The sequence below is a fragment of the Paenibacillus sp. F4 genome, assembly GCF_002894905.1.
Classification (GTDB): domain Bacteria; phylum Bacillota; class Bacilli; order Paenibacillales; family Paenibacillaceae; genus Paenibacillus; species Paenibacillus polymyxa_B.
In genome coordinates this window covers 1-13,583 of record NZ_POVS01000016.1, presented here as the reverse complement: position 1 = coordinate 13,583, position 13,583 = coordinate 1, and the positions used below count along the sequence as shown (strand labels likewise).

The 13,583-nt window shown below is 44.7% G+C and carries 15 protein-coding genes, 1 rRNA gene and 1 riboswitch; of the genes, 2 read left to right on the top strand and 14 right to left on the bottom strand.

The features are described from left to right. Positions 1-77: 77 nt before the first annotated feature. Positions 78-360: riboswitch (cyclic di-AMP (ydaO/yuaA leader) on the bottom strand. A gap of 201 nt (positions 361-561) precedes the next feature. Together C1T21_RS18360 and C1T21_RS18355 are read right to left on the bottom strand one after the other, a co-directional pair. Further along, positions 562-1,332, bottom strand: a complete 771-nt coding sequence (locus C1T21_RS18360; protein WP_103049270.1) for a TatD family hydrolase — start codon at positions 1,330-1,332, stop codon at positions 562-564. A 42-nt stretch (positions 1,333-1,374) separates the two neighbouring features. Further along, a complete protein-coding gene (locus tag C1T21_RS18355) occupies positions 1,375-2,658 on the bottom strand; it encodes an HD domain-containing protein (RefSeq protein ID WP_103049269.1) in 1,284 nt (427 codons plus the stop codon). A gap of 331 nt (positions 2,659-2,989) precedes the next feature. Here C1T21_RS18355 and C1T21_RS18350 point away from each other — a divergent pair, with 331 nt between their 5' ends. Continuing rightward, complete coding sequence (locus C1T21_RS18350; RefSeq protein ID WP_007428005.1) at positions 2,990-3,244, top strand: AbrB/MazE/SpoVT family DNA-binding domain-containing protein; 255 nt, start codon at positions 2,990-2,992, stop codon at positions 3,242-3,244. 124 nt (positions 3,245-3,368) lie between these two features. Here the strand turns inward: C1T21_RS18350 and rsmI are convergent, their stop codons facing one another. The 10 genes from rsmI to C1T21_RS18300 form a co-directional block, all read right to left on the bottom strand. Next, positions 3,369-4,250 (bottom strand): 16S rRNA (cytidine(1402)-2'-O)-methyltransferase, encoded by an 882-nt coding sequence (gene rsmI / locus C1T21_RS18345; RefSeq protein ID WP_053324314.1) that lies wholly within the window; start codon positions 4,248-4,250, stop codon positions 3,369-3,371. Then, positions 4,247-5,002 carry a tRNA1(Val) (adenine(37)-N6)-methyltransferase gene (locus C1T21_RS18340; protein ID WP_103049268.1) on the bottom strand — a complete coding sequence of 252 codons (756 nt, stop codon included), beginning with the start codon at positions 5,000-5,002 and terminating at the stop codon, positions 4,247-4,249. The genes rsmI and C1T21_RS18340 overlap by 4 nt, the downstream gene beginning before the upstream one ends. 90 nt (positions 5,003-5,092) lie before the next feature. Next, the gene (gene yabA / locus C1T21_RS18335) at positions 5,093-5,467 is read right to left on the bottom strand and encodes a DNA replication initiation control protein YabA (RefSeq protein WP_025722558.1); all 375 of its coding nucleotides are present in this window, start codon (positions 5,465-5,467) and stop codon (positions 5,093-5,095) included. Between the two features lie 27 nt (positions 5,468-5,494). Next, complete coding sequence (locus C1T21_RS18330; RefSeq protein ID WP_013308110.1) at positions 5,495-6,295, bottom strand: PSP1 domain-containing protein; 801 nt, start codon at positions 6,293-6,295, stop codon at positions 5,495-5,497. Between the two features lie 138 nt (positions 6,296-6,433). Then, entirely contained in the window at positions 6,434-7,429 is a 996-nt protein-coding gene (holB, locus tag C1T21_RS18325) for a DNA polymerase III subunit delta' (RefSeq protein WP_023986424.1), read from the bottom strand. A 161-nt stretch (positions 7,430-7,590) separates the two neighbouring features. Beyond that, complete coding sequence (locus C1T21_RS18320) at positions 7,591-8,034, bottom strand: YaaR family protein (protein ID WP_013308108.1); 444 nt, start codon at positions 8,032-8,034, stop codon at positions 7,591-7,593. A gap of 197 nt (positions 8,035-8,231) precedes the next feature. Further along, positions 8,232-8,561: a cyclic-di-AMP receptor gene (locus C1T21_RS18315; protein ID WP_007427998.1), complete on the bottom strand. Its 330-nt coding sequence runs from the start codon at positions 8,559-8,561 to the stop codon at positions 8,232-8,234. 74 nt (positions 8,562-8,635) lie between these two features. Continuing rightward, positions 8,636-9,283, bottom strand: a complete 648-nt coding sequence (gene tmk / locus C1T21_RS18310) for a dTMP kinase (protein WP_103049300.1) — start codon at positions 9,281-9,283, stop codon at positions 8,636-8,638. A 103-nt stretch (positions 9,284-9,386) separates the two neighbouring features. Then, positions 9,387-10,970, bottom strand: coding sequence for an aminotransferase class I/II-fold pyridoxal phosphate-dependent enzyme (locus C1T21_RS18305; RefSeq protein ID WP_103049267.1), 1,584 nt, complete (start codon positions 10,968-10,970; stop codon positions 9,387-9,389). Between the two features lie 144 nt (positions 10,971-11,114). Next, on the bottom strand, positions 11,115-11,300 hold the full coding sequence (locus tag C1T21_RS18300) for a sigma factor G inhibitor Gin (protein WP_023986422.1): 186 nt from the start codon (positions 11,298-11,300) through the stop codon (positions 11,115-11,117). Positions 11,301-11,699: 399 nt separating this feature from the next. Between C1T21_RS18300 and C1T21_RS18295 the strand changes: the two genes are divergently transcribed. Continuing rightward, positions 11,700-12,227, top strand: coding sequence for a hypothetical protein (locus C1T21_RS18295; RefSeq protein WP_103049266.1), 528 nt, complete (start codon positions 11,700-11,702; stop codon positions 12,225-12,227). 372 nt (positions 12,228-12,599) lie between these two features. On the opposite strand, the gene C1T21_RS18290 is transcribed toward C1T21_RS18295, so the two are convergent. After that, the gene (locus C1T21_RS18290; protein ID WP_013308104.1) at positions 12,600-13,019 is read right to left on the bottom strand and encodes a hypothetical protein; all 420 of its coding nucleotides are present in this window, start codon (positions 13,017-13,019) and stop codon (positions 12,600-12,602) included. A 233-nt stretch (positions 13,020-13,252) separates the two neighbouring features. Beyond that, positions 13,253-13,369: ribosomal RNA gene (gene rrf, locus C1T21_RS18285) — 5S ribosomal RNA — on the bottom strand. Positions 13,370-13,583 lie beyond the last annotated feature (214 nt).

The window sequence follows — 13,583 nt, the reverse complement described above, 5'->3', positions numbered from 1 at the left end:
AGCCAGAGAAAGAGACTAGAGAGCTCTTTCGTGGCTTCCGGCATGTGTGAATATGCGGGAAAACTCATGCACGAGATGGCTTCTCTCTTGTTACGCTTACGGGGTTAGCTGTCGGGTTCGGACGTAGAGAGTCGCCCTAGCTTGGGTCAACCGCTCATGGCGGTCGCCTTCACATTCACCCCGAAGACCCAGAAAGAAATCGAAATACGGCTCCTCCACCTGTTCAATCCCATTCGGGAAAAGAATTTAGGTCGAGCCGGCTGGCGGAAGAGACGTTCCCTTCTTGCACATACGCCGGACGTACTGTAAGCCATATCGGTTCCCCCGTTCCCTGTAAAAGGGACTCAGCGAGACTGGTTCATGAAATGACTTGTTGATGTTTACATTCAAACAACAATTCACTGAAAAGATGATATCCTGTTTCTATGCATGTTGTAAAGCAGGTTTCAAGTACATTTTTCAAAATATTCGGTTAAAATATTGTAATATTCTCGAGTTTCCTGCAACAAATTCATGATTAGCTTCGTCTATCTCTTTATCTTGATCGATTTCTTCACTTTTTCATTGAATGTCAAATCGTTCCAGGGCATTTCGGGTCGTTATTGACACTAATTCCTCCACTGTAATTCCCTTGATTTGGGCTGCAGCCTCTGCTACCAGTCTCACATGTGCAGACTCATTTCGCTTCCCACGAAACGGATGAGGCGTCAGATAGGGAGCATCAGTTTCAATGAGCAGACGGTCCAGCGGCACCTGTGCGAGCACCTCTTTTGGCTGCTTGGCATTTTTGAACGTTATTGGACCACCGAAGGAAAGGTGAAATCCCATATCCAGCACCATTTTGGCTGTCTCCCAGCTACCCGAAAAGGAGTGCATGACTCCTCCAATCTCACTCGCTTTTTCCTCGCGCAAAATCTTAACAATATCTTCATGGGCATCCCGGTTATGAATAACAATGGGCATTTTGAGCTCACGAGCCAGACCAATTTGACTTCGAAACACCCGATGCTGAACATCCTTCGGTGATGTATCCCAATAATAATCCAGACCGATTTCTCCGATGGCTACAACTTTCTTATGACTGCATAACGATGCAATCCATTCTAAATCGCCCTCCTGCATTGTAATAGCATCCTGCGGATGCCATCCAACTGCTGCATAAATAAAATCATACGTCTCGGCCAATTTCATGGTGGATGGAATGGTCTCACGATTAAATCCGATATTGATCATCCGCGTTACTCCTGATTCGACAGCACGTGCTATAACTTCTTCACGATCTTCGTCAAATTGTGGCGCATCCAAGTGAGTATGAGTGTCGAATAATTCCAAGGTTTACATCTCCTTTTTTTACTTACATTTCTATATAGTTGTCTATTCTTTGACAAAATAATTCCTTATTTCGGCAGGAAGCCTGTCTTTTACCGCGTTCAATTTATTCTGGGGAAAATACATATGATATTTTCCTCGGTGAATACCACTTATTGAGCGCACAATTTCCGAAACTTCGGATATTTCACTCACCTCGCCCTGACGTCCAAGCAGTAAAATCTGGTTGTCCGTCGAGCCACCCTGCCGAAACACATCATAAGGAAGATCTGTCGGAAAATCAATTTCAAAATCATATTCAGGGTGCAAACCAGCCTCTTTCAAAGCTTCTCGAATACTGTCAATGGTATCTGTATCCATATTTTCAATCTCTACATATTTATACAATCTACGGTCCATAAAACGGCTGCTCAAATCGCTTAAAATCTCGTCCTTTTCTCGTTTCCACTGGCTAAATACGGTCTGGATTAATGACTCGTCGAGCATCAGATATTGCTCTACTGTAAGCTCTCCTTTCAACAGATCCGGCAGCGGGTCCAGCAGAAAACCAAACTCATATCCGTTTTTAAACAATTCCTTTGCTCGCTTGAAAATTTTACGTAAAAGGATTTCCGAGCTGCGTGTTACAGGATGAAAATAAATTTGCCAATACATCTGATAGCGTGACATTAAATAATCTTCTACTGCATGCATACCTGATTCCTTCACAACAATTCTCCCATTATGAGGACGCAGCAGTCGTAAAATACGATCCAAATCAATCGTGCCGTAGTTGACGCCTGTCGAGTGAGCATCCCGCAACAAATAATCCATACGATCGGCATCTAGCGGACTGGTTACCAGGTTGACAACAATCGGCTTATCATACGTTTTGGCTATAACCGCAGCCACCTTTTGTGGAAGCTTCTCGTCGACTTGCCGTAGCACGGCGTTGATCTTCGTGTCTCCCAATACAATGCGGCATGTCCAATCCTCATGGTTCATATGAAAGGCTTCCTCAATTGAATGAGAAAATGGACCGTGTCCCACATCATGCAATAGAGCTGCACACAGAGCAACCAGCCTTTCCTCCTTCGGCCAATCTGGGAAATCTCCACGTTCAAATTGAGAAATAATACTTCTCGTAATCTCATATACGCCCAATGAGTGTGAAAACCGGCTATGCTCCGCTCCATGAAACGTAAGATACGATGTGCCTAACTGCCGTATGCGCCGTAAACGTTGGAACTCCGGCGTATTGATCAACCGCCATATCACAGTATCCTGAACATGGATGTAGTTATGTACCGGGTCTTTAAAAACTTTTTCTTCACTGAGTGGCTGGTGCAAGATATCAGCTCCTTTAATATTCGGAATAATGGATTAAAATACAATAAAATCCTAAATGATTCCCCTCATTCGACATTCTTTGTCGTAAAATGTCGAATTATAGTTTTTCGACATTTCCAAATCGACAAACTGAATAAATCATCAATAAGATAAGGCAATACACACAAGTAAAGCTCTTTAATCTAAATACTTTTGCATAATCAGACTGTTACTACATTTTTAAGGTTGACTGTTTTGGGAATCGTTGGTATAGTAAATATCAGAAAAGAGAAAATTTTGTCGAATCATGACACTTATATTATTTTAAACGGCGAGAGGAGCCTGATTTATTATGATGAAATCCACTGGTATTGTAAGAAAAGTTGACGAGCTCGGACGTGTTGTTATTCCAATCGAATTGCGCCGTACCCTGGGAATCGGAGAGAAAGACGCTTTGGAAATTTATGTTGATGGCGAACGCATCATGCTTAAAAAATACGAGCCAGCTTGTATCTTCTGCGGCAATGCTGAGAATGTAATTTACTTCAAAGGAAAAATTGTTTGCCAAGATTGCATTTCTGAAATCCCAACACCTGTGACAAACTGAGAATTTTAGTATATAATAGACTTATCAGATATTGTTAATTCTAACCTTTTTCATATATACTCCTTGTTGCCTTCCACGGTTTGAACCCAACCGTTGGAAGGCCCTTTTTTGTTTAGGCAGATATTCATAAGAGTGCGTTGTAAACATCTCTCTTGGAAATTGAACGATCTGTGGCTGTACGCTTCATTGCATCCTTGCGTGTGAGTCCCTCTGCCTCATAATGTGCAACGTGGGACTCCAAAGATAAAGACTGCCACCATGCCTGACGTTCCTGTTCCTCTTCCTCTTCGTCTTTCCCTTCAACCACCAGACAATATTCACCAATCGGTGGATTCTCCTCTAGTTTAGCAAGGCATTGCTCCACGGTTCCCCGCACCCATTCCTCATGCAGCTTGGTCAGCTCACGCGCAAGCACCACTTTGCGTGAACCTAATGTTTCCTTCAACACCATCAATGTCTTCACAATACGATGAGGCGATTCATAAAAAATAATTGTGCCGTGAGATACCTGAAACGATAGCAACAGCTTCTCTAGGTCCTTTTTCTCCCGTGGTGGAAAGCCAGCGAAGGTGAACCTTTCTGTATCCAGTCCTGAGGCAATTAAGGCCGATAGTGCCGCATTTGCTCCTGGGATAGGAATGACGCTAATTTCCGCTTCCAGTGCCAGTTTGACCAGATCCGAACCAGGGTCAGAAATGGCCGGTAGACCTGCATCGCTAACTAGTGCCAAATTTTTTCCTTCTATTATATAACGTATCAGTTCAGGCCCACTGGCAGCCTTATTATGTTCATGATAACTGAAGAGCATATCCGGTGTAATTTCGAAATGGGTGAGCAGTTTGCGTGTCTGCCGCGTATCTTCGGCAGCGATAATACTACATGATTTTAAGGTGTTAATCGCCCTAAAGGTCATATCGTCCAGATTCCCAATGGGTGTTGCAACAAGATACAACTTTCCCCGTTCTTCTTCGCTGGTACTAAAGCTTTTTTGTACAGCTGCTTTCACACAGAATCCCCCTTGCTTACTTCTCCATAGATATCTCTTATTTCCTGAGTATAATTCCCATTTTCCTGATATACAATGAGCGGAGGCAACAGACGAACCTCCGGTTTGCCGTCACGTAATGCTTCAACCAGGACCATATTGGCTTCCATATGAACTCGTGGGTGAACAAAACGTATTCGTTTGGGTTCCAAACTATGTTTACGCATCAAGGTTATAATATCACCCAATCGCTGCGGGCGATGAACCATAGACACTTTTCCCCCATTACGGACAAGCCGGGTGGATGCCTGAATGACTTCTTCCAGTGTGCAGTTCACTTCATGACGGGCAATTGCCTGGTGAGGATTCAGCTTGATATCGCTACCATTTAGCGGCATATAGGGGGGATTCACGGTAATCGCATCATAAACACCATGTCCCGTGATGTGAACCAGCTCACGTAGGTCCCCTTCCCGAATCTGAATTGCTGCTTCTAATCCATTCAAGCTGACACTACGTCTAGCCATATCTGCCAAACGTGGTTGAATCTCAATTCCTTCAATAGACGCTTTTGTTCGTGTCGTTAGCAACAGCGGGACAACCCCATTGCCAGTACACAGGTCCAGAATCTTCCCACGCTGCGGAATACCGGCAAATCGTGCCAGCAAGACCGCATCCATCGAGAAGCTGAATACTTCATCACTTTGGATAATACGCAAATTATGTGAAAGCAGATCATCAATTCGTTCAGACTTCTTTTCATTTTCGTACATAGTGCTCTCCCATCTTTTATAACCAAAATCGCTTTTCACTCATACTTCCTTACAAAAAAGCCGTAGGCATCTTGCTCCTACGGCTTGTTTTTATTTATTCAAAAATGACAGACAGAAGAGGCAATCGCCTTCCGTTCGCAAATGTCCGTAATACACGTTGCATATATGAAATCCTTCATGATACAGCCTCGCTAGATTGTCGTAGCCTTCGCCCACGACCTCACCCGTTTGCCCTTCATCCTTAATGACGATCGGAGGAGGAAGCTTCGGCTTGTTTGCCGTCTTTTCTTCTCCAGAGGTTTCACGTTTGAGCATCTTGCGCACCTGTTCGTTTTCAATCGTTAGTCGTTGATTTTCCTCCAGCAGCTCTTTTACTGCCAGTTTCAATTCACCCAGATCGCTATGCAACTGTCCCATTTGGGTTTCCATTTCGTGAATACGCGCAAAAACATTTAATTTATCCAAGTTTCCACCCCGAAGCAACCTAATGGTTTACTTGACGACTACATCGTCCATTGGAAGTTCCTTGACCTTACTGATCTCAAACAGTTGAACATGCACCGTGCGATGACCTGCATTCACACCTACGACTTTACCTTCTCCCAAAGAGGTGATAACCATCTTACCCACCTGAGGTAGCTCTTCTCGCATGCTTTCGTAGTTATCATGTTCAAACTTGAGACAGCACATCAATCTCCCGCACAACCCGGAAATCTTCGTCGGATTCAGCGACAAACTCTGATCCTTCGCCATCTTAATAGATACCGGCTCAAAATCCCCCAGCCATGAGGAGCAACACAGAATACGTCCACAAGGTCCGATTCCGCCAAGCATTTTAGCCTCATCCCGTACGCCGATCTGCCGCAGCTCGATCCGTGTACGAAAAATACTGGCCAAGTCCTTTACAAGCTCTCGAAAATCCACCCGACCCTCTGCCGTAAAATAAAAAATGATCTTATTGCGGTCAAATGTAAATTCTACATCTACCAGCTTCATTTTAAGGCCATGGTCTTTAATTTTATTTAAACACGTGCCGAATGCATCCTTGGCCGCCAATTTATTCTCTTCTACAACAAGAGCGTCATCATCCCCAGCAATACGAATGACTTTTTTTAAGGGCAGGACAACATCCGAATCATTTACCTCTTTTTTGCCCACTACAACCTTGCCATATTCAATACCGCGCGCGGTTTCTACAATGACGCAGTTTTCTTTCTCCACTGGAAGATCCAGCGGATCAAAATAATAAGTCTTGCCCGCCTTCTTGAAACGGACACCCACTACACTATACAAAAATTAACCCCCTTGTATGCCACTAAACCTCATTTGAAGCCGACATTGTACGAATGGCCGCAATTGAAGTCTCACTGTCGCACAAACCGGGAACCTGGCGTCGCGGATTGTGCAGAGTGGAACAAGCGCGCCTTCCTGTTAGCCGGTGATAGAACCGCTTGTATCGGACAACCCAATCAGAAGCTGCTCCACGCATAATTGCCCGTTGACGTGAAAACGGAGCTTCTTCCTGCAATTCGCGGCCAAATCCATATAAGAGACCCATTGTTCCGTGCTGCGGGTGATTGCCAATTTGGAGACGGACTCCAAATGATCTATGAAAACAATGCTTTCGTGCCTTCCGTAACGGAAATGAAGCATATCCTTAAACCACAAATGAAACAGATGAAACAGAATATCCAGGTGTTCAGAAAGTCCAGTTTTAAAAATCTTCTGTTGAGCCAGAATAATAGACGAGCTCCCCCGACTCATGGACTCCTTCACTAATTGTAACACTACGTTTCTAATTTCTGCAAACCAATTCTGCTGGAGAATTTCTCTACATGATTCCAGTCCTGAAGCAATATGAACGACCGACCGGACAAGCCCTGCCGTATAGCCTTCCCCAATTAATGCCTGCATCATCACTTCCGGCTGTAAAGCGTGGAAAGGAACCTGCTGCGTCCGTGATTGAATCGTAGGCAGCAACGCCTGTCCATTTTCAGAAATGAGTATACCGACCACCGGAATCTGGGGCTCCTCCAGAAATTTAAGTAGGCTATTAGCAGCTTGCACTGTCATGGTATCCGCCTGCCGAATGATATATACCTTCGGATTGGAGCTTTCAGATTTGTAAGAAAATATACGTTGAAGCCCGCGAATCTGATCAATTTTAATCGTAGCTCCATCCGGCTCTACAATATGCAAATCTGGATGGTTCCCGTGCTCTACCTTGCGGCATGACAAACACTCCCCACATGCATCATCCGTCTGTCGCTCACAAAATAAGGCCTTAGCAAAGATCTGCGCCATGTTCATCTGCCCGCTTCCCGGCGGCCCGCTAAAAACATAGGCATGGTTGACCGTATGATTCCGTAGTGCACTTTGCAGCATTTTTTTGGCTACATCCTGGCCCATTATATGTTGAAAAGACATATTTCCTCACTTTCTCCACTGAAAACAACTGTGATCCATCGGCAAATCGTTGTTCTTCGGGGCATGTACATAGTCAAAAATAATCTGCCAGCATGATCAGCAAGCAGATTATTTCTTCGTGGCAACAGCCCGTCTGTATTCATTTATAACATAAGTCTGCATTAAAATGAGAGATTAATTAGCAATCCTCTGATCTCACCGACCCCTTGCAAAAGCTCAATCTTGCCTTGCTCGGTTTCGAGCAGCTCATCCGCCATTTTGAGCAATAGCTCATCCACTTCATCAATCAGCTTATAACGTTTGCTGCGTCCCCGGCGATCCCAGCCCTTCGTGTCCTTCATGGACACGCCTCGCCGAACGGTATCTTCCAAAAACCGTTTAACCAGCATCTTATAGGCCTTCAGCTCACGAATCGTCATTGAGCGTGCAAGACGATCTCCCTGCATTTGTATTTCCTTAAAGCGCCGATTCAATTCCTCCTGCGAAGCTTGCTCCCCATTTTGCTGCATAACGTCGGAGAAGCTCTTGGGCTGAATTGGCTTTGCACTCATTTCATTTGTAGACAATGTACTTTGTAAAGGGCGATAGCCCGGATTTATTTTCATATAAACCTGCTTTCTCCCCGGATGCTTCCACTTTCCCCCTTCATGAACAGTTCAAACTAGAACTCAGGGTTTCTTCGGATTTCCGGGGACTGCGCTGTAGCGCTGCCGTTTTAGTGGATCTGCCCTCACTCCCATCATGTGAGAAGATACAGGCGATTCCCCTATCATATCGGCAGAATAGGCCCTATTGTGTAGATTCAGAAATGCTCGAAACGGTCTACAGGCATCACGAATACCGTCGCTCCACCCACCTGCACTTCAACAGGCAACGGTAAATAGGAATCCGTCGTCCCGCTCATAGGGGTAACGGGTGTGACCAGCTGTTCACGAACCTTGCAACTGCTGCGAATGACGTTCATTAATGAGTCCACCTGATTGTCATCAACACCGATCATAAATGTCGTATTACCAGCACGCAGAAATCCTCCTGTGCTCGCCAATTTAGTAGCACGGAAATTTGCTTTCACCAGTCCGCTGGATAATCTGTTACTGTCCTTATCCTGTACAATCGCAATAATCAGCTTCATCCTGTATTCCTCCTTCAAGTCATATTAGAGACAACCTTGTCCCTAGCTCAATTTTACCGTATATCCTTCGACAATTATATGCTAAAATTCTGAACAAACCGCTTTTTCAGCAAATCCTTCAATACTTGCTCCACCTGCTCTGGCGCCGGAGACGCATCAACAATTGTAATTCGCTCTGGAAATTTGCGAGCCAACTCCAAATATGCCTCTCGCACCTTTTGGTGAAACGATATACTCTCCATGTCGAGGCGGTCCATTTCTGCTCCTCGTGACGCATTAATTCTTGCCAATCCCAATTCGGGCTCAATATCTAGATAAAATGTGGCATCCGGCTCCCAATCATCCACCGCGAAGCGATTAATTGAAGCTACCTCTTCAATTCCGATCCCTCTTGCAAATCCTTGATAGACCAAGCTACTATCCACAAAACGATCACATAATACGATAGCTCCCTGTTCAATAGCCGGCTTTACCTTCTCCACCAAATGCTGACGCCGCGCCGCCGCGTATAAAAGTGCCTCTGTTCGAGCATCCATACTGGTATGAGCAGGGTCCAAAATGATAGAACGAATCTTTTCGGAAATTTCGATGCCACCCGGCTCCCTCGTCGTGATGACTGGATAGCCTTCTCTCTCCATAAACTTCGCCAGCCGTTGAATCATAGTTGTTTTACCGGAGCCGTCTCCCCCCTCCAGTGTAATAAAAATACCTTTGCGATTCATGTTATTCCCTGCTTTCCTGCCTGAAAAATAAAAGTCACCCATAGGCTGCGTATGCTTCTTTTATTCAGTCTTCTGTATTTGTTAAGTCTCTAGTATCTAATCTTTATTGTAAACGGAATACCCGAATTGTAAGCATACTTTCATCTGCTACCCCGTGCCACTTGGCTCCCAGCTCACGTAGACGACTCATCCGCAATGCAATCGTTTCTGTGATCGTTTCTCCTGCATACAGCAGTGGAATACCTGGAGGATACGGGATAATCATTTCAGCCGCTACCCTGCCAGCGGATTCGTCTACAGGCACGGTCTCCATCTGATCCGGGCTAATCGGTCGAAGCCCAAACGGCACCGGACTAGAGTATCCCTTCATTTTATCATTGTTCCACGTGGAAAAATCTAATTCGAATCTTTGCTGCTCTTTTTCCGTTGACCCCGGCTCACAAGCCGTCTCCTTAAATCTTATATCATTATCTATATGCACAAGAGCCTGCAACAGGTGACTCGCATCCTTAGCCGTAGAGCCTAACGTAAACAATAAAACAACATGTTTTTCGTCGCTCATCTCTGGAACACATCCGTAAGTCTCCAACTCATGCTTGAGTCCAAACCCATCCAGTATACCCCATGTATCATACAGCACCAATTTAAAAGGATCCTGGGTTGAATATCCGCTTATTCCCTCATCAGCCCTTTCTAGGACCTCAGAGATTCCCCTGTGAGCGTCTTTCCCCTCTAGTGCCTGCTGTATAGGTTCTAATAAGCGAAAGCGTGGGAGCTGCTTCAGGCCCTTTCTAAAAGCATCTGCCGCCGCTAAGCCCACTGTAAAAGCATCTGTTCCATACGCCTCTATATACCATCTTGCCAAATCCAGTGAAGCCATTAACGGATAAGAAGGGCTAGAGCTTTGCACCATCGCCAAACGCTGACGAAGCAGTTCCCGATGGATTCTCTCTCCCTGCACATGTAACATGGCCCCCATGGTCATGGCTGGGAGCATTTTATGTGTCGACTGCACGACTACATCAGCCCCGCAGGATAGCGCAGAGGCTGGCAAGCGAGGATGCAACCCATAATGGGCACCGTGTGCCTCATCTATCAATAGCGGCACATGGGCTGCATGACAGGCCTTAGCCGTTGCCGTCAGGTCATGCCCCATCCCATAGTAATTAGGTAGTGTAAGTAACACCCCTTTAGCCGAAGGATAGGCCTTCAGTGCAGCTTTTATTGTATCCGTCGTTGGGGCAACCGCCAGCCCGCTTAGTGTATCTATTTCCGGATCTAGGAATACTGCATCAGCCCCTGACAGCATGAGACCGTTCAGAACAGATTTGTGTACATTTCTCTGTACCAGCAGTAGATCTCCCGGCTCCGTACATACAGTTAAAATCATAGCCAAATTACCGACCGTGCTTCCTCCAATTAGCCAAAAGCTCTCTTCAGCACCAAAGCACTTTGCAGCCAGCTCTTGCCCTTCACGAATCACATCTTCTGGGTGATGCAAATCATCCAGTCCAGTAATTTCTGTAGCATCAATAGACATCACTTCTTGCAACAGAGATGCAATATTTTCATGCTCATATACTTGTCCATTTTTATGACCGGGTACATGGAAAGAAGCATTGCCCTGAGTCCGGTAACGTATTAGAGCTTCCATTAATGGTGCGTGTATCGCCTTTTTCCCCATCATTCTGCAATCCTTCCAAACAAAGCTTTATATCTACCTTATTTTATCGTAAAATCAAGCGGAATCCTACTTTTACTCACAGAAAAAAAGGCCCGTATCGACAGACCTTGGAATGCCAATCCTTCAAAGACTAATTAGCAAAGGATATTATGCATTTTTCTGTACCCAGATTTGCTTTAGTTGATCAATAAAAAAATGATATTTGGCGTCAGTTGCATCCGTGTGCACCATTTCAGCCTCACACGTATCACAGATAAACTCGGAAACGATAAAAATGCCTTCATGCTTGTGCTGCCCGCATATAATGCAGCGGTGGCCGCCTTGATCATGCATATCCATCCCACCTTGTTTCTTTTACTATTAGTATGGGGCACTTTCTACTATTTTAAACCTTTTCATAGCCCAGTTCGACGATATACTCTATATATATTCCTCCTGGGCCATTATGGTGTTTGTACCCCGTATGTTTAAAAAACAGCCGTCTATGCCGATATAATAAGAAAAGCTCTTATGTATGGATACCCTTTCATCGGAGCCCTTGAACACTTCATCAGTGATAGCTTTTCCAGTAATATAGAGTAGGCTAGCTAACACTGGATGTCGATCATTCTGTATTTCTACAAAAACGATTAAATGCTTATTTAAAGCGGCATGAGCGAAGTACCGTCCCTTTTTCCGGCTGTGGACGGGAAGCCACTTGTGATGCAGTAGATTAATGAAAGGACTGTTCGCATGACAGAGGAAACCGGAACCAAAGCTACCTACTATCACTACAAGCTCATTAAAAAAATCAGTATACCGCGTCAACTAATATGGAGTCACATCACATTACCTGTTATTATGCTTCTCTTTCTGCTTCTTGCCTTTTCCTGGACCAGCGTGTTTTTGTTTGCTCTTGCCTTTTTCCTAACCTTATGGGTACACTTCGTAATCTCACGATCTGTCCTATTCATCGGTGGCGGAACAGCCTTCCGCAAACGCTGGGCATTCCACCGTAAATTACCTTGGCTAGGCTATATGACAGACCAGTACATAGGCTATAGCATCTTTCGTCGTGTGCACATACATACCCTCTGGATCGGCATCTGCTTATCAGCCGTATTCATTCTCTGGTCTCCACCAGCCTTTACTGTATCCTTACTCTTCTGGCATCTATGGCTTATTGCACCGCGTCTATACATCCTCAGCCGGCTTACAGGGGAGAGAAAAGATGGCATGTTGAAGTTCACCGATGAAGATGCCTCATATTATCAACAGTAAATCTAACCACTCATTATCCGTACAGATAGAAAATTCAGGTCTGAACTAACCTACGACCATATAGACCGAAGCAATAAAAAAGGAGCAACCCCAACCGGTTACTCCTTTTTTTGTGACTTAACAACTATAATCGCTTTATTCTCTTATCAAGTAAACTTTTCCTCATCTTTATCCTTGTTATTCATGTAGAGCATTTGATCAACATGCAAATATATAAAAGGAAGCCACTCCCTACTCAACAGCAGTTCTGAGTGCTTCCCCATATTCGATCTCTTCATTCATCATTATGCACAGCATACAATACGCTATGAGTTTACTATAAATATGATCTACAATAAATCCTATGCTGCTTACTCGGTTGAAAACCGTGCCCTAATTAAGATCCACGCTTTTGCTCTTCACAACAGCCTTTCTGTCTTTTGGAACCAATACAGTAAAAGAACCATCATGCACAGACAAATGCACCATGTGTTTATTTTTCTGAAACACCTTCTGATTCGAGGTGGATAAATTCGGTTCCTCAGTCCAGCCCCAAGCTGCAATCTCCTCTAAATAAGGAGCAGGTAGACTATCACTTTCCTTCAACGCTGGCAGTGCATAGCGAACATAGTCCATGTCCGAATTACTGCTGGCCCGATCGGTTTTACTAGCTTCTTTGGGAACCGGAAACGTCTTCTCGTTGGCAGCACCCTCAAACGATGTCCAAGAAGGCTCCTCTTCCACGCACCCGGTAAGAATCGCGACAGCGACACTGAATAGCACCAATAGAGCAAGCCATTTATTTCGCCGCATGATCTTCCCTCCTTACCAGCCTGATTGACTATACAAAATCCTATGATGGAGTTTGCATAATTCTGCAATAATGCAGCGTGTGTGTATGGGATTCAATACCTATATTATACAGGGTTTACTCCTACATTCCGTAACAAAAATGTTACCTTCCTTTTGTAAGGATATTTCTAAAATATACGTATATGCAAAAAAGAACCATTATCTCAATGAGATCATGGTCCTCTTTACTTGTCGCTTGGCGACGTCCTACTCTCCCAGGACCCTGCGGTCCAAGTACCATCGGCGCTGGAGGGCTTAACGGTCGTGTTCGGGATGGGTACGTGTGGAACCCCTCCGCTATCGCCACCAAACATGAATTTGCTGTGCAAATTCTTCCGTACGGTTATTCGCTTCATCACTTATCGTGTGAATGAATATCCATGCGCTTGTTGTATGTCACTTGTACATACTTTCAAGGTGTTACACCCTGAAAACTGGATCCGAAACTTATTTGCGTTTTATTCTTAGGATAAGCCCTCGACCGATTAGTATTGGTCAGCTCCATGCATTACTGCACTTCCACCC